The organism is Pseudomonas kulmbachensis (genome assembly GCF_963681935.1).
Classification (GTDB): domain Bacteria; phylum Pseudomonadota; class Gammaproteobacteria; order Pseudomonadales; family Pseudomonadaceae; genus Aquipseudomonas; species Aquipseudomonas kulmbachensis.
In genome coordinates, this window is record NZ_OY817088.1 from 20664 (window position 1) to 44136 (window position 23473).

Below are 23473 nucleotides of genomic sequence, written 5' to 3' on the forward strand. Positions count from 1 at the left end.
ATCCCTAATCCGTTAGCCGCGAGCGGCAGCGATCTTGATCAATTTGGCGTAATAAAAGCCGTCGTGTCCGCCCTCTTGTGCCAGTAACTGGCGGCCGTGGGGCTGCTTGATGCCGAACTGCCCGGCGATATCCAGCTCCCGGGCACCCGGAGTACGGGCCAGGAACGCTTCAATCACTTCAGTATTTTCGGTCGGCAATGTCGAGCAAGTGGCGTAGAGCAAGATGCCACCCACTTCCAGGGTAGGCCACATCGCGTCCAGTAATTCGCCTTGCAGGGTGGCGAGCGCGGCAATGTCGTCCGGCTGGCGGGTCAGCTTGATGTCCGGGTGACGGCGGATAACCCCGGTTGCCGAGCAGGGTGCATCGAGCAGGATGCGCTGGAACGGCTTGCCGTCCCACCAGGTGGCGGTGTCGCGACCGTCGGCGGCAATCAGCTCGGCGCTCAGGCCCAGACGCTCAAGGTTTTCGCGTACACGCACCAGACGCTTGGCTTCCAGATCGACCGCCACCACGCCAGCCAGTGCAGGTTCTACCTCCAGAATGTGGCAAGTCTTGCCGCCTGGGGCGCAGCAGGCGTCGAGTACGCGCTGGCCCGGGGCCAGATCCAGCAAGTCGGCGGCCAGTTGCGCGGCTTCGTCCTGCACGCTGATCCAGCCTTCGGCAAAGCCCGGCAGGCTGCGAACGTCGCAGGCCGCAGCCAGTACGATACCGTCCTGGCTGAAGACGCAAGGTTGGGCTTCGATACCAGCCTCGACCAGCAATTGCAGGTACGCATCGCGGCTGTGATGACGGCGGTTAACCCGCAATATCATTGGCGGGTGTGCGTTGTTGGCCGCGCAAATAGCTTCCCATTGCTCAGGCCAAAAAGCCTTCAGGGATTTTTGCAGCCAGCGCGGGTGAGCGGTACGCACCACCGGGTCATGCTCAAGCTCCGCCAGCAAGCCTTCGCTCTCGCGCTGGGCGTTGCGCAACACGGCGTTGAGCAGGGCTTTGGCCCAAGGTTTTTTCAGCTTGTCGGCACAACCTACGGTTTCGCCGATGGCGGCGTGGGCCGGAATGCGGGTGTAGAGCAGTTGATACAAACCTACCAATAGCAGCGCTTCAACATCAGCGTCGGCGGCCTTGAATGGCTTTTGCAGCAGCTTGTTGGCCAGCGCCGACAAGCGTGGCTGCCAGCGGGCGGTACCAAACGCCAGATCCTGAGTCAGGCCGCGATCGCGCACCTCAACCTTGTCCAGTTGCAGCGGCAAGGAGCTGTTGAGCGATGCTTTGCCGTTCAACACTGCAGTCAGTGCCTTGGCAGCGGCCAGACGAGGGTTCATTGGGCGTTTTCCGTATGACCGAGGGTGATGCCGACAGCGAATTTCTCACGGCGACTGTTGAAAAAATCACTGAAGTTCAGCGCTTTGCCGCCAGGCAATTGCAGACGTGTCAGGCACAACGCGCCTTCACCGCAGCCGACGATCAGACCGTCCTTGCTCGCGGCAAGAATTTGCCCCGGTGCGCCCTGGGCGTCAGCTACGGTCGCGGCCAGCACTTTCAGGGCTTCGCCATTGAGCGTGCTGTGACAGATCGGCCATGGATTGAAAGCACGGACCAGACGCTCCAGCTCAACCGCCGGGCGGCTCCAGTCGATACGTGCTTCATCCTTGTTCAATTTGTGGGCGTAGGTGGCCAGGCTGTCATCCTGCACTTCACCTTGCAGTGTGCCAGCCGCCAGCCCGGCAATGGCCTGGATCACGGCGGGTGGGCCGAGCTCGGCCAGACGGTCATGCAGGCTGCCACCGGTGTCATTGGCGGTAATCGGGGTGACGGACTTGAGCAGCATCGGGCCGGTGTCCAGACCCGCCTCCATGCGCATCACGGTCACGCCGCTTTCACTGTCGCCAGCTTCGATGGCGCGCTGAATCGGCGCCGCCCCGCGCCAGCGTGGCAGCAAGGAGGCGTGGCTGTTAATGCAACCCAGACGCGGAATATCCAGCACCACTTGCGGCAGGATCAGGCCGTAGGCCACCACCACCAGCAAGTCCGGGTTGAGTGCGGCCAGCTCGGCCTGAGCTTCGGGCGCGCGCAGGGTTGGCGGCTGCATCACCGAAATATTGTGTTCCAGTGCAAGTTGTTTGACCGGGCTTGGCATCAGCTTTTGCCCGCGCCCGGCCGGACGATCCGGTTGGGTGTATACCGCGACGATCTCGTAAGGGGTGCTCAGCAACGCCTTGAGGTGTTCAGCGGCGAATTCTGGGGTGCCAGCAAAGACGATGCGCAGTGGCTCAGTCATGGGTTACTCACTTGGAATGGGATGCGCGGGGGAAAACATTTCTAATGTGGGAGCGGGCTTGCTCGCGATTCAGACAACTCGGTCTATCAGTGAGGTCGAGTTGATCCTATCGCGAGCAAGCCCGCTCCCACATAGAAGAGGCCTGTAGCCGATGGGAGGATCAAGCGTTCTGGCGGTGCAGTTTTTCCAGCTTCTTCTTGATCCGGTCGCGCTTGAGCGTAGACAGGTAATCGACAAACAGCTTGCCGTTGAGGTGGTCGCATTCATGCTGAATGCACACGGCCAGCAGGTCTTCGGCAATCATCTCGAACGGCTTGCCGTCACGGTCCAGCGCTTTGATCTTGACGCGCTGCGGGCGATCAACGTTTTCGTAGTAACCCGGCACCGAGAGGCATCCTTCCTGATACTGGCCCATCTCGTCGCAGAGGATTTCGAACTCGGGGTTGATGAATACCATTGGTTCGCTGCGGTCTTCGCTCAGGTCCATGACCACGATGCGTTTGTGCACGTTGACCTGAGTGGCGGCCAGACCGATGCCCGGCGCCTCGTACATGGTTTCAAACATGTCATCGATCAACTGACGGACTTCGTCGTCCACAACCGCCACGGGTTTGGCGATGGTACGCAGACGCGAGTCTGGGAATTCGAGGATGTTCAAAATAGCCATAAGTTTGATTGGTGCACTGTGTGAAAGATTCAAAAACGGTTGTCAGGTGGGTCCTGTGGACTCGAGCAACCTGTGCAAAACGTCTCCTTCAGAGAGAACCCGCTCGGGCTCTGGCGTTTCACGCGAGTGCACATAATAAAGGGATTCACCCGCGGATGAAACGACTAGCTGCCGCGCTGCACGGCCGCATGTCTCAATTTGAAACCAACGTGCGCAGCCTCTCGCTAACGTTCAACTAATGTTGGGTTTCTACGGGCATTTTCAAGCATCACTCGGGTGCTCAAACCGGCCCTTGTCCGCGTTTGCTAAACAACTTGTCAACAGACTTATCCACAGCTTGTTCCTCATATCCAGATGGAATAACCGATCAAGGATGATCCCATGCCGCTGTCAGAAATATCCCCGTCAGAGCTTGAAGCCCGCTTGCGCTTGCACCGCCTGCCCGAGCTTGGGCCGCGGCGTTATTACAGCCTGTTCAGTGCCTTCGGTTCGGCCAGTTCGGCGCTCAGTGCACCTGCCAGCGCCTGGGGTGCACTGGGGCTGCCCGCCGCGTGTGCCCAGGCGCGGCGCAGCCCTGAAGTTCTCGATGGTGCAAGCGCTGCATTGCGCTGGCTTGAGGGCTCCGGGCAGCATGTGCTGCTGCATGACCAGGCCGATTACCCGGCACTTTTGAGTGAACTGAACGATGCTCCACCGCTGTTATTTGTAGCGGGCGAGCCTGGGATTCTGGAAAAACCGCAGTTGGCGATGGTCGGTAGCCGACGTGCTTCACGGCCAGGTCTGGATACAGCCGCAGCCTTTTCCCGCAGCCTGGCCGGGGCCGGTTTTGTAATTACCAGCGGGTTGGCGTTGGGGATTGATGGTGCCGCGCACCAGGCTGCCCTGGACGTTGGAGGGCAGACGGTAGGCGTGTTGGGCACGGGTCTGCAAAAACTTTATCCACAGCGCCATCGGGCTCTGGCGGATGCGATGATTGCCAACGGTTGCGCGGTGGTTTCGGAGTTCCCCTTGGACGCCGGGCCGCTACCGGCGAACTTCCCGCGGCGTAATCGAATCATCAGCGGTTTGGCCCTGGGCGTGCTGGTGGTCGAGGCCAGTGTTGCCAGTGGCTCGCTGATCACCGCTCGCCTGGCCGCCGAGCAGGGGCGCGAGGTCTATGCCATTCCCGGTTCTATCCACCACCCTGGGGCACGTGGCTGTCATCAGTTGATCCGTGATGGCGCGACTCTGGTTGAAACCGTGGAGCACATTCTGGAAGGCCTGCGAGGCTGGCGCTCAATGCCGTTATCCACCCCTCCTTTGTTTACACCAAGCTGTCATCCATTAGTGCAATTGTTGCAGGCAGCACCTCACACCAGTGAAGCCTTGGTCAACGCCAGTGGTTGGGACCTGCCCCGATTGCTGGCAGCGTTGACCGAACTTGAACTGGCGGGGCATGTCGTGTTGGAGGGCGGGCGTTGGTTTGCCCGCGCCAGCTAAGTACACTGCGCGCAGTACATATCTGGAGACATTCAATGATCAGCACCTGGCGCGTCCAACAAGCTGCAAGAGCCATTCGCGCGGGCGCGGTGATTGCCTATCCGACTGAAGCGGTCTGGGGTTTGGGCTGCGACCCGTGGGATGAAGACGCGGTCGAGCGGTTGCTGGCGATCAAATCGCGGCCTGTGGATAAAGGCCTGATTCTGGTGGCAGACAACATTCACCAATTCGACTTTTTGTTTGAAGACTTCCCGCAGGCATGGATCGACCGTATGGCCAGCACCTGGCCTGGGCCGAACACCTGGTTGGTGCCGCATCAGGGCTTGCTGCCCGACTGGATCACCGGGGTACATGACACCGTGGCGCTGCGTGTGAGCGATCATCCACTGGTGCGAGAGCTGTGCGCGTTGGTGGGGCCGATCGTATCGACTTCGGCTAACCCGGCGGGCTTGCCGGCGGCGCGCACACGCTTGAAAGTCGAGCAGTATTTCCGTGGGCAAATTGATCATGTGCTGGGCGGGAATCTGGGCGGGCGTAAAAACCCGAGCCTGATCCGCGATCTGGCGACGGGCAAGGTTGTGCGCCCGGCTTGAGCAAAACCTGTAGCCGCTGTCGTAGGCTGCGATAAGGCCCATAGGGCCTTCAAGATTGTAAAAATCTACGACCCCTTCGGGCTCGATCGCAGCCTGCGGCAGCGGCTACAAGGTTTCGATCAAGGCAACAAAATGGTCGAGCCCGTGGTGCGTCGCGCCGACAGCTCAGTGTGAGCCTTGGCCGCGTCACTCAGGGCAAAACGCTGGCTGATATCAACCTTGATAGCGCCACTGCGGATCATCGCAAACAGCTCATCAGCCATCGCCTGCAGGTTTTCGGCGTTATTGGCGTAGCTGGCCAACGTCGGCCGGGTCACGTACAGCGAACCCTTCTGCGACAAGATCCCCAGGTTCACACCGGTCACCGCCCCTGACGCATTGCCAAAGCTGACCATCAAGCCGCGGGGTGCCACGCAATCCAGCGAGGTCAGCCAAGTGTCTTTGCCGACACCGTCGTAGACCACCGGGCACTTCTTGCCGTCGGTCAATTCCAGCACCCGCTTGGCGACATCTTCGTGGCTGTAGTTGATGGTTTCCCACGCGCCCAGCGCTTTGGCGAGAGCAGCTTTTTCGTCCGAGCTGACCGTACCGATCAGCTTCACACCCAGCGCTTTTGCCCATTGGCAGGCAATCGAACCGACGCCACCTGCTGCCGCGTGAAACAGGATGGTTTCGCCGGCTTTGAGTTCATACGTCTGACGCAGCAAGTACTGGGTGGTAAGCCCCTTGAGCATCACGGCAGCGGCATGCTCGAACGAAATGTCGTCGGGCAGCTTCACCACATTGGCGGCAGGCAACACATGCAGCTCGCTGTACGCACCCAGCGGGCCGGTGCCGTAAGCCACGCGGTCGCCGACTTTCAGATTGCGCACTTCACTGCCCACCGCATCGACAATACCTGCCCCTTCGTTGCCCAGCCCGGATGGCAGCTCAGGCAGCGGGTACAAGCCGCCACGGTAATAGGTATCGATGAAGTTCAGGCCGATAGCCTGGTTGCGTACCCGCACTTGCTGAGGGCCCGGTTCGGCGGGTTGGAAGTCAACATACTCAAGCACTTCCGGGCCGCCGTGGGCCCGAAACTGGATACGCTTAGCCATCTGCACTTTCCTTGCTGATTTGACGAAGCCACTATCCAACGCTTAAGCGTGATCTTCGTCAACAGCGATGAAGCAGGGTGCAGTGTTATGCTAGCGGCCCTTTGCCGCCGGCCCCGCTCAGAACGAAGTGCCGCGTCGCTTTGCCCGATTTAAGGTGATGTCATGACTACTCGCACCGAGGCTGTAAAAGCCTACCTGCTCGACCTTCAAGACCGCATTTGCAACGCACTGCAAACTGAAGACGGCGGCACGCAATTCGTCGAAGACGCTTGGCAACGCCCAGCGGGCGGTGGCGGTCGCACTCGTGTGATTGAAAACGGCCACGTGATTGAGAAAGGCGGCGTCAATTTTTCTCACGTGTTTGGCAGCGGCTTGCCGCCGTCCGCAAGTGCCCATCGCCCGGAACTGGCGGGCCGTGGTTTTGAAGCCTTGGGCGTGTCGCTGGTGATTCACCCGCACAACCCCCATGTGCCAACATCCCACGCTAATGTGCGGTTTTTCATCGCGGAAAAAGAAGGCGAAGAGCCGGTCTGGTGGTTCGGTGGCGGTTTTGACCTCACCCCGTACTACGCCGTTGAAGAAGACTGCGTGCACTGGCACCGCGTGGCCGAGCAGGCGTGCGCGCCGTTCGGTGCCGATGTATACCCGCGCTACAAGGCCTGGTGCGACACCTACTTCCACATCAAGCACCGCAACGAGCCCCGTGGTATCGGCGGCCTGTTCTTCGATGACCTGAACGAGTGGGATTTCGACACCTGTTTCGCCTTTATTCGTGCCATTGGCGACGCCTATATCGACGCCTACCTGCCGATCGTCCAGCGCCGTAAAAACGACGAATACACCGCCCAACAGCGTGAATTCCAGGAGTTCCGCCGTGGCCGCTACGTTGAATTCAACCTGGTCTATGACCGTGGCACCTTGTTTGGTTTGCAATCGGGCGGACGCACCGAGTCGATCCTGATGTCGCTGCCACCCCAGGTGCGCTGGGGCTACGATTGGAAAGCTGAGCCGGGTAGCCCGGAAGCGCGTCTTACCGAGTACTTCCTGCAAGACCGCGACTGGTTAGCCAACGCCTGATATTGCCCGAGGAGTTTGCCTGATGGACCGTTACGTCGTTTTTGGTAACCCGATTGCCCACAGCAAATCCCCGGTACTGCATCGCCTGTTTGCCGAGCAAACAGGCCAGGTCATGCAGTACGACACGTTGCTTGCGCCGCTGGATGATTTTGCAGGCTGTGCGAGAGCGTTCTTTCTAGAGGGCTGCGGTGCCAACGTCACCGTGCCGTTCAAGGAAGAGGCATACCGTTTGGCGGCCCAGTTGACTCCCCGGGCGCAACGCGCAGGCGCGGTCAACACGCTAAGCAAACAGGCCGATGGCAGCCTGCTCGGGGATAACACTGACGGCGCCGGTTTGGTGCGCGATCTCACGGTCAATGCCGGCTTCAGCCTTCAGGGCAAACGCATTCTGATCCTGGGCGCGGGCGGAGCGGTACGCGGCGCATTGGAGCCGATCCTGGCCGAAGGCCCGGCTTCAGTGACCATCGCCAATCGCACGGTGGAAAAAGCCGAAGTGCTGGCCGAACTGTTCAGCGACCTGGGGCCTGTGGCCGCCAGTGGTTTTGACTGGCTGCGTGAGCCGGTCGACGTGATCATCAATGCCACCTCCGCCAGCCTCTCGGGTGAAGTCCCACCGATTGCCAGCAGCCTGATCGAGCCGGGCAAAACCCTGTGCTACGACATGATGTACGGCAAGGAGCCAACACCGTTTTGCCTCTGGGCCAGCGCGCATGGCGCGGGCCAGGTGATGGATGGTTTGGGGATGCTGGCCGAACAGGCAGGCGAAGCGTTCTACCTATGGCGCGGCGTGCGCCCGGACACGGCCCCGGCGTTGGCTGAGTTGCGCCGGTTGCTGGCGCTGTAAAGCCAACCCTCACCCCAGCCCTCTCCCTGAGGAAGAGGGTTGGGGTGAGGGGCTTTAAACGAGGTACTTATGCAACGAATCAACGGCTATCACGCCCATCTCTATTTTGATGCGACCACCATCGACCAGGCCCGCGCCTTGGCCGAAGAAGGCACGCGTCTGTTCAACCTGCAAATGGGCCGCGTCCACGAGCGCCCGGTCGGCCCGCACCCGGACTGGAGCTGCCAACTGGCCTTCGGTCCCGAATTGATCGGCGCGGTCCTGCCGTGGCTGGCGCTCAATCGGCGCGGGCTGGTGGTGTTTTTGCACCCCGATACCGGCAACGACCTGCTGGATCACACCGAGCATGCGATCTGGATGGGGGCTATTCGGCCGTTGGACTTGTCTGTTTTTTGATCAATCGAGAACGGGATTGAATTTTTTTCGGCCCCCGAAAAGTCTGTTGTTTTCAACTGCAAGCAATCCCCTGATAGCCCCACGCTATAACGGCTGAACGTTGATCATGGCCATGTGTCATACCTTGCCATGAGCTAACGTATCAGACGTGCAGCCGTGGGCAGCGATTAGTGCTGAAAGGCCATCCATGTTTAACTTGAATGCTCGTTCAAGTTAAACCGGTGGTCCGCTGCCCGCTCACAACAGGAGGCTAACCCTTGCCGAATCCGCTCTTTTTGATCCCGTTTTACCTTTATAAGGTGCACATCCAATGAGTGTACCGATCACGTCCGAGACGTCCCAGATCCGCATGAACCCGCCGGTTTTCTACTTTGCCGCCGCGTTTATCCTGATCTTTGGCCTGGTAGTAATTGCCATGCCACAAGCCGCCGGTGAATGGTTGCTGGCTGCACAAAACTGGGCGGCCAACACGGTCGGCTGGTACTACATGTTAGCGATGACCCTGTATCTGATCTTTGTGATCGTCACCGCCTTGTCCGGTTACGGCAAGATCAAGCTCGGTGCCGACCACGACGAACCCGAGTTCAGTTACCTGTCCTGGGCGGGCATGCTGTTCGCCGCCGGGATCAGCATCACGCTATTTTTCTTCTGTGTGTCCGAACCCCTGACCCATATGCTCGCCCCGCCTCAAGGCCCGGCCGGTACGTCAGAGGCTGCACGCCAGGGCATGCAGTTGCTGTTCCTGCACTGGGGCCTGCATGGCTGGGGCGTGTTCGCCTTTGTCGGCATGGCGCTGGCCTACTTCGCCTATCGTCACAACCTGCCGCTGGCGCTGCGTTCGGCGCTGTACCCGCTGATTGGTAAACGCATCAACGGGCCAATCGGCTATGCGGTGGATGGCTTCGGTATCATCGCCACCGTGTTTGGTCTGGGCGCAGACATGGGGTTTGGGGTGTTGCACCTCAACTCCGGCCTCGATTATCTGTTCGGTTTGCCGCACACCCAATGGGTGCAGGTGGGTCTGATCACGCTGATGATGGGCGCGGCGATTCTGGTGGCCATTGCCGGCGTCGATAAAGGCGTGCGTGTGATGTCCGACATCAACATGCTGCTGGCCTGTGCGCTGCTGCTGTTTGTGTTGTTCGCAGGGCCTACCCAACATTTGCTGAACACGTTGGTGCAGAACATCGGTGACTATTTGGGCGCGTTGCCGACCAAGAGTTTCGACGTGTATGCCTACGACAAGCCAAGCGATTGGCTGGGCGGTTGGACCGTGTTCTATTGGGCCTGGTGGATCGCATGGTCGCCGTTTGTGGGCCTGTTTATTGCGCGTATTTCCCGTGGCCGTACCATCCGCGAATTCGTGTTTGGCGTGCTGCTGATTCCGCTGGGCTTCACCCTCGCGTGGATGTCGATTTTTGGCAACAGCGCCATCGATCAAGTGCTCAACCACGGCATGGTTGCCCTCGGTCAGTCGGCCATCGACGACCCGTCGCGCACGTTGTACCTGCTGCTTGAGACCTACCCGTGGAGCCGAACCGTGATTGCGGTGACGGTGTTTATCAGCTTCGTGTTCTTCGTGACCTCGGCCGACTCCGGCACCGTGGTGTTGTCCACTCTTTCGGCGCGAGGCAATAACGCCGACGAAGACGGCCCCAAGTGGCTGCGGGTGTTCTGGGGCGCGATGACCGCGCTGGTCACCAGTGCGTTGTTGTTCTCGGGCAGTATCGATGCGCTCAAGTCAGCGGTGGTGCTGACCTCGCTGCCGTTCTCGCTGATTTTGCTGCTGATGATGTGGGGCCTGCACAAGGCGTTCTACCTAGAGTCGCAGAAGCAAATCGCGCAGATGCACTCCCTGGCGCCGGTTTCGCACTCGCGTCGTGGCGGCTGGCGTCAGCGCTTGAGCCAGGCCGTGCACTTCCCGTCGCGTGACGAGGTGTACCGTTTTATGGACACCACCGTGCGTCCGGCGATTGAAGAAGTGAGCGCGGTGTTCCTGGAGAAAGGCCTTAACGTCGTCACCCAACCGGACCCGGCCAACGACAACGTGAGCCTGGAAATCGGTCACGGCGAAGAGCACCCGTTTATCTATCAGGTGCAGATGCGTGGCTATTTCACGCCGTCCTTTGCCCGTGGTGGTTTTGGCAAAAAAGAGCAACTGCGTAACCGCCGTTACTACCGTGCTGAAGTGCATTTGGCTGAAGGCAGCCAGGACTACGACCTGACTGGCTACACCAAAGAGCAAATCATCAACGACATCCTCGACCAGTACGAACGCCATATGCAGTTTTTGCATTTGGTGCGGTGATTGGGTTGGCCCGCCCGCAATGGGCGGGCCACGGTTGTTGTTGAAACCTCTGTAGCCGCTGACGAGCGGAGCGAGGCTGCGATCGAGTGCGAAGCGCTCGCGAAACCTGAGCTATCGATTGATCTGACACAACGCGACGTTTCTTTTTACGAGCGCTACGCACTCGATCGCAGCCTTCGTTCCTCGGCAGCGGCTACAGAAATAGCCACGGGTTGATGAGGTGCACCTTCCCGTGGGCAACATCTTTCAGATTGCGTGTGGCGAGGCTGGCGTTGTGTAACAGGCAAATCGCAGCTATTTGCGCATCCGCCAAACTGACAGGCTTGCCCTTGGCTTCACTGCTTGCAACCCATTGCGCATAGCGTGAGGCAGCATGTGCATCGAACGGTAAAACCCGGTCAGCAAAATCTTCGGTGAACATCGCCAGGGCCATGTCATGCAAATGCTCTTTGCGTTTGCTAGTGGGCAATCGGGCGATGCCGTGAAGGATCTCGGCCATCGTAATGGCACTGATAAATAAACCCTCGGCACTTTGTGCATCCATCCATGCCATCACGGCAGCGTTTGGCTGCGCACGCATCAGTTCAGAAAGCACGTTGGTGTCGAGAATTATCATTCGTCGAAGTCCACCGTGCGGGCGCGCTCCTCTCTGCTGGGCAAGTCCAGCTCAACACCACCTGCATCCGCAAAACGTGCATGAATGCGGCTTGCCAGGCCCTGATTTTGCGTGGGGGCCTTGAGTGCACGGCGCAATATCAACCGCACCTCTTCTTCCATCGAATGACCGTTGAGGGCAGCCTCAATGCGCAAACGTTCTTTAACCTGATCGTCCAGGTTTCGAATGGTAATACTGGCCATGTGCACCTCGTGCAATCAATGAAATCATTGGGATCATAAGAGGGTTTGAAAGCAGTCGTCAGTGAGCGCCGATCAACGGCGCCTCCGTGGGAGCGAGCCTGCTCGCGATGCTCTTGGGGCCTTCGCGAGCAGGCTCGCTCCCACAGTATGTGAACAGTTTTACGCGTCTACAGACCTTTCGCGCACTTGTGTGGGATCGGGCTTTAGCGCTTTTGACCCCATTGTCGTGCTCCAAGCGGGCTGCCTATAGTCCGCCCCGTCGCTGAATAATCAGCGTTCAGGCGTGCAAGCCTGATTCCTACCAATATCAACTTTTCATTTCGCTTGTTAGGCTCTGCGCCTGCAATCAGCGTTATGGCGGTTGTGCGCGGGAGACCTTCGGGTCTGCCGGGTGGGTAGGTAACCGGTCTTGCACACCCGCGCACAGCTGCCACCCTCTTTCTGCGTGCAAGCTGATTGAAGTGGCTCCTTTTCTTTAGGAGTTTCAACCATGACGCCTTACCTGCCTCAAACCGACAACCCTGTCGGCTCAAACGTCTTGTTAATCGATACCCGCGCCTCTGTGGCTGACCTGCTGGCGTGTGCCGAGCAGCGTTTTCAGGCGGCCAAGAACCTGCTGCGCTGTTTGTCGCTGATGAGCGGCCACAGCCATGACCCCCATGACATGAGCGCGGTATGTGAAGCCTCGTCGTTGCTGTTGCAGCAAGGGTGCGATGTGTTGGGGGTGCTGGCGCTGCGAGAAGGGTGAGTCAGGGATATTGCCGCCTGGCATGAAGCACGGTCAGTATTTCGATCACGATCCGTGACTCGATAAACCACCAGGTAGTTGGGATGGACAACAATTTCCCGAGTACCAGGGACTCGGCCAAACCGGTAGAGGTAGGGATGTTGAGGCAAGGCTGAGGTTGCGGCTTGAATGTTTTGGTAAAGCTCGCTGGCCGCCACAATATTGCGATCGCCGATGTAGTCAAGAATCTCGCCGAGTTGAGCCCGCGCAAGGGGCCGCCACTCAACCAGCATCGCGCTCTTTGCGTTTTGACTCGATCAGGGCATGCATGTGCGCCATCACCTGATCGTGCGGGATGCCGGGTCTCGGGTCATCAAGGGCAGCCTGTACCTTGGCGCGAAACCAGTGGTCATAGCTGGCGGCCTGCTCTTCGGTTTCGAACTCGGAAACGATAGGGGAAAGGTGGGGGCTCATGGAGACCTCCTGTGTAGATGCCTGTGAGTCTAATCTGTCCACCGCTTACTATCCTTGCAACCACGACGAAGGGCATTTCAAGTAACAATTTTCAGGCACAAAAAACCCCGAAGGGCTTTCACCGTTCGGGGTTGTGGATCGCCCATGATTTACAACTTGGCGATGGACACTTCGGTGGATTTTACGAAGGCGATCACTTCGCTGCCGACCACCAGCTCCAGCTCTTTTACCGAGCGGGTGGTGATGACGGAGGTGACGATGCCCGATGCGGTTTGTACGTCGATTTCCGACAGTACGTCGCCCAGCACGATTTCCTTGATGTGGCCTTTGAACTGGTTGCGAACGTTGATGGCTTTAATGGTCATGGTGTCGATTCCTGTCTTGGGATAGAAAGTAGGTTTATTGCGCCCAGCGCAGTTGCGTGGGCAGCGGTGCTACGGGTTCCGGCTCCGGTGGCGAGCCAGGCAATGCAAGTACACGGTTCAGTACTTCGGTTTCCAGTGCCGCCAGGCGGTGCGAGCCGCGTGCCCGTGGGCGTTGCAGGTCGACCGTGAGGTCCAGCCCCACCTGGCCTTCTTCAATCAGAATCACTCGGTCGGCTATCGCGACGGCTTCGCTGACGTCGTGGGTCACCAACAACACCGTGAAGCCATGCTGGCGCCACAGGCGTTCGATCAGTTGCTGCATCTCGATACGGGTCAGGGCATCCAGTGCGCCCAGCGGCTCGTCCAGCAGCAGCAAACGGGGTTGATGGATCAGGGCGCGGGCCAGGGCCACACGCTGCTTCTGCCCACCCGAGAGTGCTGCAGGCCATTCATTGGCGCGTTCGGCCAGGCCGACTTCTTCCAGTGCTTTAAGCGCTTTGGGGCGCCAGTCGCCTTTAAGGCCGAGGCCAACGTTGTCGATGACTTTTTTCCAGGGCAGCAGGCGCGCTTCCTGAAACATCAGCCGGGTATCTTCGCGAGCCGCTTGCAGCGGCGCGCTACCGGCCAGTAATTGGCCTGCGGTGGGTTGATCGAGCCCGGCCAGCAGGCGCATCAGGGTACTTTTACCGCAACCGCTGCGGCCCACGATGGCGACGAATTGCCCCGCCGGAATGTGCAGGTTGATGTCACGCAGGACCAGGCGCTCGCCGAAGGCTTTTTGCAGACCGTTGATGGCCAGCGGTATGCCCTGGCGCAAACGTGGGGGTTGTTGAGCTGTCATGCTGCACCGCCTTTAACCACTTGATACGCCGGGTGCCAGCGCAACCAGATGCGCTCCAAACCCCGGGCCGCGGTATCGGCCAATTTGCCGAGCACTGCGTACAAAACAATCGCCAGAACGACCACGTCGGTTTGCAAAAACTCCCGGGCGTTCATCGCCAGGTAGCCAATGCCGGAGCTGGCGGAGATGGTTTCGGCCACGATCAACGTCAGCCACATAAAGCCCAGGGCAAAACGCACGCCCACCAGAATCGAAGGCAACGCGCCCGGCAAGATCACCTGCCAGAACAGACTGAAGCCGGACAGGCCATAGTTGCGCGCCATTTCTACCAGCGCCGGATCAACGTTGCGGATGCCGTGGTAAGTGTTGAGGTAGATCGGAAATAAAGTCCCCAGCGCCACCAGAAAAATCTTTGCCGACTCATCGATGCCGAACCACAGGATGACCAGCGGAATCAGCGCCAGGTGCGGGATGTTGCGGATCATTTGCACCGAGCTGTCGAGCAGGCGTTCGCCCCATTTCGACAGGCCGGTGATAAAGCCCAGCACCAGGCCAATGCTGGCGCCGATAGCAAAGCCCAACCCGGCGCGCCAGCCACTGATGGCCAGGTGTTTCCAGATTTCGCCACTGCGTACCAGCTCGACTCCGGCTGCGATCACGGCGCTGGGCGCGGGCAGGATGCGTGTCGACAACCAGCCCGCCGACACGGACAGCTGCCACACCGCCAGCAACAACACAGGCAAGGCCCAGGGCGCCAGGGTGTGACCGATTTTATTGAGGCCCAAGGCCTTGCCTGAACTCATGGCGACCTCAGCTCTGCGACGCAGCTTTAGGGAGAATGTCACTGGCGACCATTTCGCCAAACGGGCTCACGTATCCAGCCCCTTTTGGCAGTTCCGGGCGCTCGATATCCAGATGCGGGAACAGCAGCTCAGCCACCCGGTACGACTCTTCCAGGTGCGGATAGCCCGAGAAAATAAATGTATCGATGCCCAGGTCGGCGTATTCCTGAACCCGTGCTGCCACGGTTGGGCCGTCACCGACCAGTGCTGTGCCCGCGCCGCCGCGCACCAGGCCCACGCCCGCCCAGAGGTTGGGGCTGACTTCGAGGTTGTCGCGGCTACCGCCGTGCAGCGCGGCCATGCGTTGTTGGCCTACCGAGTCAAAGCGCGACAGAGAGGCTTGAGCGCGGGCGATGGTGTCTTCGTCCAGATGCGAGATCAGTTTGTCGGCGGCTTTCCATGCCTCTTCGTTGGTTTCACGCACGATCACGTGCAAGCGAATGCCGAAGCGCACAGTGCGGCCCAGCTTGGCGGCCTTGGCCCGTACCTGTTCGATTTTTTCGGCAACGGCGGCCGGTGGCTCGCCCCAGGTCAACACCATTTCAACTTGTTCGGCAGCCAGGTCCTGCGCCGCTTCCGAGGAGCCGCCGAAGTACAGCGGCGGACGCGGTTGCTGGATCGGCGGGTAGAGCAATTTTGCGCCTTTGACGGTGATGTGCTTGCCGTCGTAGTCCACGGTTTCGCCTTCGAGCACCCGGCGCCAGATGCGGGTGAATTCCACCGAGGCTTCATAACGCTCTTCGTGACTGAGGAACAAGCCATCACCGGCCAGCTCTTCCGGATCGCCACCGGTCACCAGGTTGAACAGCGCGCGGCCACCGGACAGGCGGTCCAGGGTTGCGGCCTGACGCGCCGCAACAGTTGGCGAAACAATGCCTGGGCGCAGGGCCACCAGAAATTTCAGACGCTGGGTCACGGGGATCAACGCTGCCGCCACCAGCCACGAGTCTTCGCATGAACGTCCGGTCGGGATCAGCACCCCGCCAAAGCCCAGACGGTCAGCCGCTTGTGCTACTTGTTGCAGGTAGCCGTAATCAACAGCGCGGGCGCCTTCGGAGGTGCCAAGGTAATGGCCATCACCGTGGGTAGGCAGGAACCAGAAAATATTGAGGCTCATGGAGTGGTCTCCTAAATGTGGGGGCAGCAAGCGTTAGTTGGCTTTGGCCACAGCGGCCGGTGGCGTCCAGATCACGTCTTTGATCACCAATGGCTTGGGGATCAACTTGAGCTGGTGGAAGGTGTCAGCGATTTTTTGCTGTGCGTTGACCACTTCCGGGGTCAGGAACTGCGCGCCGTAGCCCTGGCGCTTGACCGCTGTAAAGGTAATTTCAGGAGACAGGCCCAGCAGCGGTGCAACTTGTTGCGTCACCTCTTCAGGGTGAGCTTTGGCCCATTCGCCAATATTGCGCACTTCATCGACCAGGGTTTCGATCACCTTGGGATGCTGTTCGGCGTAAGGCTTGGTGGCCAGGTAGAACTGGTGGTTGTCAGCGATACCGGTGGCGTCACGCAGGGTGCGCGCTTGCAGCTGTTGTTCGGCAGCGGCCTGGTACGGGTCCCAGATCACCCAAGCGTCGACACTGCCGCGCTCGAAAGCGGCGCGGGCGTCGGCAGGCGGCAGGAATACAGTCTGGATGTCGGTGTATTTAAGGCCAGCGTCTTCAAGGGCGCGCACCAGCAGGTAGTGAACGTTGGAGCCTTTGTTGAGGACGACTTTTTTGCCTTTGAGGTCTTGCACCGATTTGATCGGTGAATCCTTGGGCACCAGGATCGCTTCGCTGGTAGGCGCTGGTGGCTCGAAGGCGACGTAGAGCAGATCGGCGCCAGCAGCTTGGGCGAAGACGGGCGGGGTTTCGCCGGTCACGCCGAAGTCGATAGAGCCCACGTTCAGGCCTTCAAGCAGTTGCGGGCCGCCGGGGAATTCGGTCCATTGCACGTCGACGCCCTGCTCTGCCAGGCGCTTTTCCAGCGTGCCTTTGGCCTTGAGCAGCATCAGCGTGCCGTACTTCTGGTAACCGATGCGCAGGGCATCGGCTTGAGCTTGGGTAACCGCGCCAAAGGACACAGCCGCAGCAAACAGTGCGACCAGACCACGACGCAAAATGACAGGGCGCATGGCGCTCTCCTTTTGTTGTTCGAGATTCGGGTAGCACCTGCCGAGCCGTTAGCGGATCAGTAAGGTGGTGGAGCTTTTTTCTGTGGGAGGGAAATTATGTTGTTTCAGATACTCCAACGAGCCGTGACCAGGCGCTCGTTGAGGATGTTTGGGTCCAGTGGCTTGGGGCGTCGTGCCAGGGCGCTGTAGAACTGCTCAAGCGACTCGTTCATGCGCTGTTCCAGTACCGGCACCAGCTGCGCTTGTGCGCTGCCTTCGCCGTAAGCAATCTGGCTGTCTTCGGCAAAAATGCCGTGCAGCATTTCCTGGGCCTTGAGCGCCGACAGTACCGGCTTGAGGGCGTAGTCCACGGCCAGCATGTGGGCGATGCTGCCACCGGTGGCGATGGGCAATACCACTTTGTGGCTCAGGGCGCGTTCGGGCAGCAAGTCGAGCACGGTTTTCAGTGCGCCGCTGAACGAGGCCTTGTACACCGGGGTGGCGATCACCAGGCCGTCGGCGTTTTCAATCTGTTGCAGCAGGTCGATAATTTTTGGACTGTCGAAACGTGCGTGCAGCAAGTCTTCGGCCGGAAAGTCACGTACCTGATAACTCACTACTTCGACGCCTTGCTGGTTGAGCCAGCGTTTGGCGTGATCCAGCAACACTCCCGAGCGGGAACGTTGGCTTGGACTTCCTCCGAGTGTCACAACCAGCATCTAGACGTTTCCTTGAATGAATATGTGCAATTCGCTGTCAGCGTTTTCGCTTGAGTGAATAGACCTTAACAGGTGATTTATATATCTATAAATCATATTTATTCATTTGTTTATTCTTAAAATGCATATGCATTTTTGTTGAATAAAAGGCAAAAAAAAGGCCATCGAAATGGCCAGAAACCCTGTTGAAGACACGCAACTCATGTAGCAGCTGCCAAAGGAACGAGGCTGCGTCCGGCGGCGTAGCCGTCGTAAAACCTGAGAACCCGGTCTTTCAGTTAAACCGCAGGCTCAGGTTTTACGAGCGCTACGCACTCGAACGCAGCCTCGTTCCTTCGGCAGCTGCTACAGGGGATCAGTCGCTATTTGTTCGGCTGTGGCGTCAGGCGCAGGTAGGGCTTCACGGCGCGGTAGCCTTTGGGGAAGCGTTTGTTGATTTCGTCTTCATCCTTGAGCGATGGCACGATCACTACTTCGTCACCGTCCTGCCAGTTGGCCGGGGTGGCGACTTTGTAGTTGTCGGTCAGTTGCAGCGAGTCGATCACTCGCAGGATTTCGTTGAAATTGCGCCCGGTACTGGCCGGGTAGGTGATGGTCAGGCGGATTTTTTTGTTCGGATCAATCACGAACAGCGAGCGCACGGTGAGGGTGTCGCTGGCATTGGGGTGGATCAGGTCGTAGAGGTCAGACACCTTGCGATCGGCATCAGCCAGGATCGGGAAGTTGACCACCGTGTTCTGGGTTTCGTTGATGTCCTCGATCCACTTGTGGTGCGAGTCCACCGGGTCAACGGACAGTGCAATGGCTTTTACGCCGCGCTTGGCGAACTCGTCCTTGAGCTTGGCGGTAAAGCCCAGCTCGGTGGTGCACACCGGGGTGAAGTCCGCCGGGTGCGAGAACAGCACTCCCCAGCTGTCGCCCAGCCACTCATGGAAGTGGATCTTGCCAGCGCTGGAATCCTGTTCGAAATCGGGGGCGATATCGCCGAGTCTGAGGCTCATGGTGCAGCTCCTTTTTTATAGGGAATGGCAGGGCGTGTGGGAGCTACTCTGCCTGCGCCACGACTTAATTAAAAAGAATAAATATCGATTTGGTTAGAGCTTAAAGGAATATTAAAAACTGTTTCATTGGACGCAGACAAGCCTTGGGGCCACTCTGGATTCAGGTTTAGGCAAGGGGAGTGGCAGGGAGCTACGACTATTAATGTGTTGCGAATTGATCGTTCAGGTCTTCGGTAAACACCCTGCCCGGCATTGCGCCGGGCAGGATTTTTCTTACCTTTGTACTACACCAAGCTTATAGCAACGGGATCGAGTAGCTGACGATCAGACGGTTTTCGTCCTGATCGCGCTGGCTCGCAATATCGTTGCGCCACATGGCGTTTTTCCACATGAAGCCGAGGTTTTTCAGCGTGCCTTCCTGAACAACGTAAGCCACGGTGATATCGCGTTCCCACTCGGAAGCGCCATTGCTGGTTTGTACATTTTTGTTGCTGTAGGTATCGATGTTATCGCCACGCAGGTAAACCGCGCCCGCCGTCAGGCCAGGTACGCCCACTTTGGCGAAGTCATACGAGTAACGTGCCTGCCAGGTACGCTCGCCAGCACGGGCGAACTTCGAGATCTGCATGTCGGTAGGGATGTAAGCCGATGCGCCGTCGCCCTGGTTCAGGAACGGGAAGTCGCTGCTGCCGTTGCTGACCTGATAGCCGCCACCAAAGGTATGACCTTCAACGGTGTACAGGAACAGGCCGCTGATCAGGTTGTTGTCGACCTTGCCTTTGCCGCTACCCGCTGAGCTGTTGGCGTAATCACCGGTGGTGTAATACGCAGAATCGTGGCCGTTCTTGCCATCGTCGGTGCTGTTGAAGTAACGCAGGTCAGATTTCAACACGCCAGGACCGATGGACCAGTTGTGAACCAGGCCCAGGAAGTGTTGCTTGTAGAAATCTTCCAGGTTGCCGTAGTAGTACTGCAGCAACAGGTCTTTGTTGAGCTTGTAGTCCACGCCGCCGTAGTAGAACTTGTTAACAAACTCGCCTGTTATGGAGTTGTTAGCACCGCCAATCGACAGGCCTTCGTTGTTGCTGGAGTTACGACCCTTGGCGTGTTCGATCTGACCGCCGGTGAAGGTCAGGTCCTTGAACTCGCTGGAGGTGATCTGGCCACCCTGGAAGGTCTGCGGCAGCATACGACCGTCGTTGCTTACGATAACCGGCAGTTTTGGCTGCAGGGTACCGATGCGCAGTTCGGTCTGGGAAATCTTGGCTTTGGCGGTCAGGCCCAGGCTGGAGAAATCGTCTACAGCGTGGTTGCCGTCGCTTGGGAATACCGAGCCGCCATAGTTTGCGCCGGTAGGGTTGCCGTGTTTGGCAGTGCTGGAATCAAGCTTGACGCCCAGCAGGCCAATGGCGTCCAGACCAAAACCGACTGTGCCCTGGGTGAAACCCGAGGCAAAGTCCACCTGGAAGCCTTGGCCCCATTCGGCGGTGTAGTTGGAGTTTTTCGGCGCACCCGAATCACGGTTATCGTTGTTGATGTAGAAGTTACGCAGTTTCAGCGTGGCCTTGCTGTCTTCGATGAAGCCAGCAGCGCTTGCTTGTTGTGCCAACAACCCTACGGCCACAGCGATGGCCAAGGTGGACTTGTTCATTGTGTTGCTCCTTTGCGTCTCTAATTTTTGTAGTTCTTTAGCCCCGAATCTGATGTTTGGGTGCTACAGATGCGCGATTAGCGCCAGACGGTGACTGGCAAGTCAATCGTAACCAAGCATGTCTACGACCTTTGTCTAGTCATTTGCCGTTTGTGCGCAGAGTAATGGCTATTTGATAAACCTAAAAAGAATTGTTTCTGATCTTTTCAGATCATATGGCTATATAGCAGGGTTTTTCCTACGCGCATGCGAAGGAATGCTATCGGTCTTTTGTCTAATTTATAAACATATTTTCATGAATTTTTTAATAGCGTTTGGTTCTTAAACGTTCGACCCGATCACCTGTTGGGCAAAAGGCCATATCCGCTGCGGCCTTAGTGCATTTCTGGATGTTGCTGAACTACATAAGCTAATGCTTAAAAGTTATTTATTTACTGATTCTTAGATCATTTAACCTCACATTCTGCCGATATCCGGCCGTCTGCCGAGGAGCTCTTCCTGATGAAACTGCACTCTCCCTTACGCCTTTTGGCTGCTTTGTCCCTGGCGGGTGCCAGCTTCTTCGCGCAGGCCGCTACTGCGGATGTGACCGTGGCTTACCAGACCACCGTGGACCCGGCGAAAGTCGCCCAGGCCGACGGTGCTTATGAAAAAGCCACGGGCGCCAAGATCAACTGGCGCAAATTTGATAACGGCTCCGACATCATTGCCGCCATCGCCTCGGGCGATGTGCAAATCGGTTACCTCGGTTCCAGCCCGCTGACGGCTGCGATCACTCGCAAGGTGCCGGTTGAAACCTTCTTGATAGCCACCCAGATCGGCGGCGCTGAAGCACTGGTGGCTCGCAACGGCTCCGGCATCAACGGCCCGCAGGACCTGATCGGCAAAAAAGTTGCCGTTCCATTTGTATCCACCGGCCACTACAGCCTGCTGGCAGCGTTGAAGCACTGGAATATTGACCCTTCGAAAGTACAGATCCTCAACCTCGCGCCACCGGCCATTGTGGCTGCCTGGAAGCGTGGCGATATTGACGCCACTTACGTATGGGACCCAGCACTGGGTGCGGCCAAAGAGAATGGCAAAGTGCTGATCACCTCGGGCGAATTGGCAAAGGTTGGTGCTCCAACCTTTGATGCCTGGATCGTGCGTAAGGACTTCGCCGCCAAGCACCCGGAAATCGTCAAGGAGTTTGCCAAAGTCACGCTGGATGCTTACGCCGACTATCGCAAGGACCCCAAGGCCTGGCTGGCCAATCAGAGCAATGTCGATAAGGTTGTGAAACTCTCGGGCGCCAAGCCTTCTGACATCCCAGTACTGCTGCAAGGCAACGTGTACCCGCTGGCCAGCGACCAAGTGGTTTTGCTCGGCGCACCGACCACCAAGGCTCTGACTGACACGGCAGCATTCCTGAAAGAACAGGGCAAGGTCGATGCAGTACTTGCCGACTATGCCCCTTCGGTCAACGCCACTTTTATCACTCAATAATTCGCGCCGCGCAGGAGTCGACCGTCATGGCCTTGTTATCACTGGAGCGCATCAGCGCACAGTACCCGGGCGCTGCTGAGCCGGTACTGTCGGATATTTCCGTCAGCCTCGGTCCTCAACAACTGTTGGTCGCACTCGGCCCGTCGGGTAGCGGTAAAACCTCGCTGCTGAATCTGATCGCAGGCTTTGTCGAACCCAGCGGTGGTCGTATCACCCTCGACGGAGTGCCGGTACACGGCCCCAGCGCCGAGCGCGGTGTGGTGTTTCAGGACGATGTGTTACTGCCGTGGCAAGACGTGCTGGCGAACGTGGCCTTTGGCCTTGAGCTGGCCGGTGTGCCGCGGGATAAACGCGAAGCTCGCGCCCGTGAAATGCTGGCCCTGGTGGATTTGGCGGGGTTTGAAAAACGCCGGGTATGGGAGCTTTCGGGCGGGCAGAAACAGCGCGTCGGCCTGGCCCGCGCCCTGGCTGCCGACCCTCGGATCCTGCTGATGGATGAACCCTTCGGCGCACTCGATGCCTTCACCCGCGAGCAGATGCAAGAACTGCTGCTGCAGGTGTGCCGTCGCACCGACAAGCCGGTATTTCTGATCACCCACGACATCGAAGAAGCGGTGTTTCTGGCCACGGATCTGATTTTGCTGGCACCCAACCCGGGGCGCATTGTTGAGCGGCTGACGCTGGATTTTGGCCAGCGCTATAACGCTGGCGAGTCCGCCCGCTCGATCAAGTCTGATCCTCGTTTTATCGAAACCCGTGAACACGTGCTTGAGCGCGTGTTTTCACAACGCGGTGCCGCCCAGCGGCAGGAGCGCGCATGAGCAGTTATGAAGCAATCGCAGCCGCCCCGGTTGCTGCGCCGCACGCGCCGCGCCCGGTCAAGCGCAGCCTGAGCACGCGCTGGATCAGCGTTCTGACCCTGCTGACCTTGATTGCCCTGTGGTGGGCAGTGACGGCCGCGGGCTTGATCGAACCGCTGTTTTTGCCACCGCCGTCTGCCGTACTGGAAAAAGGCTGGTTGCTGGCGACCAAAGGCTACATGGATTCCACGTTGTGGCAGCACTTGGGCGCGAGCTTGAGCCGTATCGGCCTGGGCCTGGGTTTTGCGATTCTGACCGCGGTGCCGGTGGGAATCGCCATTGGCCATAACCGTATTGCGCGGGGCATTTTCGACCCGCTGATCGAGTTCTATCGCCCGATTCCGCCATTGGCTTATTTGCCGCTGATTGTGATCTGGTGCGGCATTGGCGAGTTGTCGAAAGTATTGCTGATTTACCTGGCGATTTTTGCCCCGATTGCGATTGCTACCGCCACTGGTGTGCGTACCGTTGACCCGGCCAAGGTGCGTGCCGCGCAGTCGTTGGGCGCTACGCGCTGGCAGTTGATTCGTCATGTGATTTTGCCCAGTGCCTTGCCGGATATTTTGACCGGTGTACGCATTGGTCTGGGGGTGGGCTGGTCGACCCTGGTGGCCGCCGAGCTGATCGCCGCCACCAGCGGTTTGGGGTTTATGGTGCAGTCTGCCGCGCAATTTCTAGTCACCGATGTGGTGGTGCTGGGAATTCTGGTGATCGCCATCATCGCCTTTGCCATGGAAATGGGCCTGCGCGCCCTGCAACGCAAGCTGGTGCCGTGGCACGGCCAGGCTCACTAAACAGAACTCGACGCTGATTAA

25 protein-coding genes and 1 pseudogene are annotated in these 23473 nt (G+C 58.7%); 10 read left to right on the forward strand and 16 right to left on the reverse strand.

Features of this window, described 5'->3' with window-relative positions:
- Nucleotides 1–12: 12 nt before the first annotated feature.
- From rsmB to def, 3 genes are all read right to left on the reverse strand, one after another.
- Entirely contained in the window at nucleotides 13–1323 is a 1311-nt protein-coding gene (gene rsmB / locus U5A05_RS00090) for a 16S rRNA (cytosine(967)-C(5))-methyltransferase RsmB (protein WP_261740346.1), read from the reverse strand.
- Nucleotides 1320–2279, reverse strand: coding sequence for a methionyl-tRNA formyltransferase (gene fmt, locus U5A05_RS00095; protein ID WP_321835171.1), 960 nt, complete (start codon nucleotides 2277–2279; stop codon nucleotides 1320–1322). Before fmt ends, rsmB begins: the two co-directional genes overlap by 4 nt.
- A gap of 160 nt (nucleotides 2280–2439) precedes the next feature.
- A complete protein-coding gene (gene def / locus U5A05_RS00100; RefSeq protein ID WP_261740348.1) occupies nucleotides 2440–2946 on the reverse strand; it encodes a peptide deformylase in 507 nt (168 codons plus the stop codon).
- A 381-nt stretch (nucleotides 2947–3327) separates the two neighbouring features.
- Between def and dprA the strand changes: the two genes are divergently transcribed.
- Entirely contained in the window at nucleotides 3328–4425 is a 1098-nt protein-coding gene (dprA, locus tag U5A05_RS00105; RefSeq protein ID WP_321835172.1) for a DNA-processing protein DprA, read from the forward strand.
- Between the two features lie 35 nt (nucleotides 4426–4460).
- Nucleotides 4461–5018 carry an L-threonylcarbamoyladenylate synthase type 1 TsaC gene (tsaC, locus tag U5A05_RS00110; RefSeq protein WP_261740350.1) on the forward strand — a complete coding sequence of 186 codons (558 nt, stop codon included), beginning with the start codon at nucleotides 4461–4463 and terminating at the stop codon, nucleotides 5016–5018.
- Nucleotides 5019–5137: 119 nt separating this feature from the next.
- Here tsaC and U5A05_RS00115 read toward each other — a convergent pair whose 3' ends face one another.
- The gene (locus tag U5A05_RS00115) at nucleotides 5138–6115 is read right to left on the reverse strand and encodes an NADPH:quinone reductase (RefSeq protein WP_321835174.1); all 978 of its coding nucleotides are present in this window, start codon (nucleotides 6113–6115) and stop codon (nucleotides 5138–5140) included.
- 162 nt (nucleotides 6116–6277) lie between these two features.
- Between U5A05_RS00115 and hemF the strand changes: the two genes are divergently transcribed.
- The 4 genes from hemF (at nucleotide 6278) to betT (ending at nucleotide 10740) form a co-directional block, all read left to right on the forward strand.
- Nucleotides 6278–7192, forward strand: a complete 915-nt coding sequence (hemF, locus tag U5A05_RS00120) for an oxygen-dependent coproporphyrinogen oxidase (RefSeq protein ID WP_261740352.1) — start codon at nucleotides 6278–6280, stop codon at nucleotides 7190–7192.
- Between the two features lie 22 nt (nucleotides 7193–7214).
- Nucleotides 7215–8036 carry a shikimate dehydrogenase gene (gene aroE, locus U5A05_RS00125; RefSeq protein WP_261740353.1) on the forward strand — a complete coding sequence of 274 codons (822 nt, stop codon included), beginning with the start codon at nucleotides 7215–7217 and terminating at the stop codon, nucleotides 8034–8036.
- Nucleotides 8037–8105: 69 nt separating this feature from the next.
- Nucleotides 8106–8432 carry a DOPA 4,5-dioxygenase family protein gene (locus U5A05_RS00130; RefSeq protein WP_261740354.1) on the forward strand — a complete coding sequence of 109 codons (327 nt, stop codon included), beginning with the start codon at nucleotides 8106–8108 and terminating at the stop codon, nucleotides 8430–8432.
- A gap of 310 nt (nucleotides 8433–8742) precedes the next feature.
- Nucleotides 8743–10740, forward strand: coding sequence for a choline transporter BetT (betT, locus tag U5A05_RS00135; RefSeq protein ID WP_321835175.1), 1998 nt, complete (start codon nucleotides 8743–8745; stop codon nucleotides 10738–10740).
- A gap of 193 nt (nucleotides 10741–10933) precedes the next feature.
- On the opposite strand, the gene U5A05_RS00140 is transcribed toward betT, so the two are convergent.
- The gene (locus U5A05_RS00140) at nucleotides 10934–11356 is read right to left on the reverse strand and encodes a type II toxin-antitoxin system VapC family toxin (protein WP_261740355.1); all 423 of its coding nucleotides are present in this window, start codon (nucleotides 11354–11356) and stop codon (nucleotides 10934–10936) included.
- Nucleotides 11353–11598, reverse strand: a complete 246-nt coding sequence (locus U5A05_RS00145; RefSeq protein ID WP_261740356.1) for a FitA-like ribbon-helix-helix domain-containing protein — start codon at nucleotides 11596–11598, stop codon at nucleotides 11353–11355. The genes U5A05_RS00140 and U5A05_RS00145 overlap by 4 nt, the downstream gene beginning before the upstream one ends.
- A 490-nt stretch (nucleotides 11599–12088) precedes the next feature.
- On the opposite strand from U5A05_RS00145, the gene U5A05_RS00150 reads away from it, so the two are divergent.
- Nucleotides 12089–12346, forward strand: coding sequence for a hypothetical protein (locus U5A05_RS00150; RefSeq protein ID WP_261740357.1), 258 nt, complete (start codon nucleotides 12089–12091; stop codon nucleotides 12344–12346).
- A 1-nt stretch (nucleotide 12347) separates the two neighbouring features.
- Here the strand turns inward: U5A05_RS00150 and U5A05_RS00155 are convergent.
- From U5A05_RS00155 to U5A05_RS00200, 10 genes and pseudogenes are all read right to left on the reverse strand, one after another.
- Nucleotides 12348–12618: pseudogene (locus U5A05_RS00155) on the reverse strand (type II toxin-antitoxin system RelE/ParE family toxin).
- The gene (gene relB / locus U5A05_RS00160; protein ID WP_321835178.1) at nucleotides 12608–12799 is read right to left on the reverse strand and encodes a type II toxin-antitoxin system RelB family antitoxin; all 192 of its coding nucleotides are present in this window, start codon (nucleotides 12797–12799) and stop codon (nucleotides 12608–12610) included. The pseudogene U5A05_RS00155 and the gene relB overlap by 11 nt, the downstream one beginning before the upstream one ends.
- Before the next feature lie 149 nt (nucleotides 12800–12948).
- The gene (locus U5A05_RS00165; RefSeq protein ID WP_003444581.1) at nucleotides 12949–13164 is read right to left on the reverse strand and encodes a TOBE domain-containing protein; all 216 of its coding nucleotides are present in this window, start codon (nucleotides 13162–13164) and stop codon (nucleotides 12949–12951) included.
- Between the two features lie 34 nt (nucleotides 13165–13198).
- A complete protein-coding gene (ssuB, locus tag U5A05_RS00170) occupies nucleotides 13199–14005 on the reverse strand; it encodes an aliphatic sulfonates ABC transporter ATP-binding protein (RefSeq protein WP_261740359.1) in 807 nt (268 codons plus the stop codon).
- Complete coding sequence (gene ssuC, locus U5A05_RS00175) at nucleotides 14002–14808, reverse strand: aliphatic sulfonate ABC transporter permease SsuC (RefSeq protein ID WP_261740360.1); 807 nt, start codon at nucleotides 14806–14808, stop codon at nucleotides 14002–14004. Before ssuC ends, ssuB begins: the two co-directional genes overlap by 4 nt.
- 7 nt (nucleotides 14809–14815) lie before the next feature.
- Entirely contained in the window at nucleotides 14816–15964 is a 1149-nt protein-coding gene (ssuD, locus tag U5A05_RS00180; RefSeq protein WP_261740361.1) for an FMNH2-dependent alkanesulfonate monooxygenase, read from the reverse strand.
- Nucleotides 15965–15997: 33 nt separating this feature from the next.
- Nucleotides 15998–16963: a sulfonate ABC transporter substrate-binding protein gene (locus tag U5A05_RS00185; protein WP_261740362.1), complete on the reverse strand. Its 966-nt coding sequence runs from the start codon at nucleotides 16961–16963 to the stop codon at nucleotides 15998–16000.
- A gap of 104 nt (nucleotides 16964–17067) precedes the next feature.
- Nucleotides 17068–17661, reverse strand: a complete 594-nt coding sequence (gene ssuE / locus U5A05_RS00190) for an NADPH-dependent FMN reductase (RefSeq protein WP_261740363.1) — start codon at nucleotides 17659–17661, stop codon at nucleotides 17068–17070.
- Between the two features lie 362 nt (nucleotides 17662–18023).
- Nucleotides 18024–18662 carry a peroxiredoxin gene (locus U5A05_RS00195; RefSeq protein ID WP_261740364.1) on the reverse strand — a complete coding sequence of 213 codons (639 nt, stop codon included), beginning with the start codon at nucleotides 18660–18662 and terminating at the stop codon, nucleotides 18024–18026.
- 295 nt (nucleotides 18663–18957) lie between these two features.
- Nucleotides 18958–20313: an OprD family porin gene (locus U5A05_RS00200; protein ID WP_261740365.1), complete on the reverse strand. Its 1356-nt coding sequence runs from the start codon at nucleotides 20311–20313 to the stop codon at nucleotides 18958–18960.
- Nucleotides 20314–20814: 501 nt separating this feature from the next.
- Here U5A05_RS00200 and tauA point away from each other — a divergent pair.
- The 3 genes from tauA to tauC are packed head-to-tail and all read left to right on the forward strand — an operon-like array spanning nucleotide 20815 to nucleotide 23452.
- A complete protein-coding gene (gene tauA / locus U5A05_RS00205) occupies nucleotides 20815–21798 on the forward strand; it encodes a taurine ABC transporter substrate-binding protein (protein WP_261740366.1) in 984 nt (327 codons plus the stop codon).
- 26 nt (nucleotides 21799–21824) lie between these two features.
- Nucleotides 21825–22619, forward strand: coding sequence for a taurine ABC transporter ATP-binding subunit (gene tauB / locus U5A05_RS00210; protein WP_261740367.1), 795 nt, complete (start codon nucleotides 21825–21827; stop codon nucleotides 22617–22619).
- Entirely contained in the window at nucleotides 22616–23452 is an 837-nt protein-coding gene (tauC, locus tag U5A05_RS00215) for a taurine ABC transporter permease TauC (protein ID WP_261740368.1), read from the forward strand. Before tauB ends, tauC begins: the two co-directional genes overlap by 4 nt.
- Nucleotides 23453–23473: the final 21 nt, after the last annotated feature.

Coding starts and splice junctions, on each gene's coding strand:
- relB (WP_321835178.1), bottom strand. CDS start 12,799: ATGAGCCCCCACCTTTCCCCTATCGTTTCCGAGTTCGAAACCGAAGAG.
- U5A05_RS00185 (WP_261740362.1), bottom strand. CDS start 16,963: ATGCGCCCTGTCATTTTGCGTCGTGGTCTGGTCGCACTGTTTGCTGCG.
- fmt (WP_321835171.1), bottom strand. CDS start 2,279: ATGACTGAGCCACTGCGCATCGTCTTTGCTGGCACCCCAGAATTCGCC.
- def (WP_261740348.1), bottom strand. CDS start 2,946: ATGGCTATTTTGAACATCCTCGAATTCCCAGACTCGCGTCTGCGTACC.
- U5A05_RS00145 (WP_261740356.1), bottom strand. CDS start 11,598: ATGGCCAGTATTACCATTCGAAACCTGGACGATCAGGTTAAAGAACGT.
- hemF (WP_261740352.1), top strand. CDS start 6,278: ATGACTACTCGCACCGAGGCTGTAAAAGCCTACCTGCTCGACCTTCAA.
- betT (WP_321835175.1), top strand. CDS start 8,743: ATGAGTGTACCGATCACGTCCGAGACGTCCCAGATCCGCATGAACCCG.
- U5A05_RS00150 (WP_261740357.1), top strand. CDS start 12,089: ATGACGCCTTACCTGCCTCAAACCGACAACCCTGTCGGCTCAAACGTC.
- ssuD (WP_261740361.1), bottom strand. CDS start 15,964: ATGAGCCTCAATATTTTCTGGTTCCTGCCTACCCACGGTGATGGCCAT.
- U5A05_RS00130 (WP_261740354.1), top strand. CDS start 8,106: ATGCAACGAATCAACGGCTATCACGCCCATCTCTATTTTGATGCGACC.
- aroE (WP_261740353.1), top strand. CDS start 7,215: ATGGACCGTTACGTCGTTTTTGGTAACCCGATTGCCCACAGCAAATCC.
- ssuC (WP_261740360.1), bottom strand. CDS start 14,808: ATGAGTTCAGGCAAGGCCTTGGGCCTCAATAAAATCGGTCACACCCTG.
- ssuE (WP_261740363.1), bottom strand. CDS start 17,661: ATGCTGGTTGTGACACTCGGAGGAAGTCCAAGCCAACGTTCCCGCTCG.
- U5A05_RS00140 (WP_261740355.1), bottom strand. CDS start 11,356: ATGATAATTCTCGACACCAACGTGCTTTCTGAACTGATGCGTGCGCAG.
- U5A05_RS00200 (WP_261740365.1), bottom strand. CDS start 20,313: ATGAACAAGTCCACCTTGGCCATCGCTGTGGCCGTAGGGTTGTTGGCA.
- tsaC (WP_261740350.1), top strand. CDS start 4,461: ATGATCAGCACCTGGCGCGTCCAACAAGCTGCAAGAGCCATTCGCGCG.
- tauC (WP_261740368.1), top strand. CDS start 22,616: ATGAGCAGTTATGAAGCAATCGCAGCCGCCCCGGTTGCTGCGCCGCAC.
- U5A05_RS00195 (WP_261740364.1), bottom strand. CDS start 18,662: ATGAGCCTCAGACTCGGCGATATCGCCCCCGATTTCGAACAGGATTCC.
- U5A05_RS00165 (WP_003444581.1), bottom strand. CDS start 13,164: ATGACCATTAAAGCCATCAACGTTCGCAACCAGTTCAAAGGCCACATC.
- U5A05_RS00115 (WP_321835174.1), bottom strand. CDS start 6,115: ATGGCTAAGCGTATCCAGTTTCGGGCCCACGGCGGCCCGGAAGTGCTT.
- dprA (WP_321835172.1), top strand. CDS start 3,328: ATGCCGCTGTCAGAAATATCCCCGTCAGAGCTTGAAGCCCGCTTGCGC.
- tauB (WP_261740367.1), top strand. CDS start 21,825: ATGGCCTTGTTATCACTGGAGCGCATCAGCGCACAGTACCCGGGCGCT.
- ssuB (WP_261740359.1), bottom strand. CDS start 14,005: ATGACAGCTCAACAACCCCCACGTTTGCGCCAGGGCATACCGCTGGCC.
- tauA (WP_261740366.1), top strand. CDS start 20,815: ATGAAACTGCACTCTCCCTTACGCCTTTTGGCTGCTTTGTCCCTGGCG.
- rsmB (WP_261740346.1), bottom strand. CDS start 1,323: ATGAACCCTCGTCTGGCCGCTGCCAAGGCACTGACTGCAGTGTTGAAC.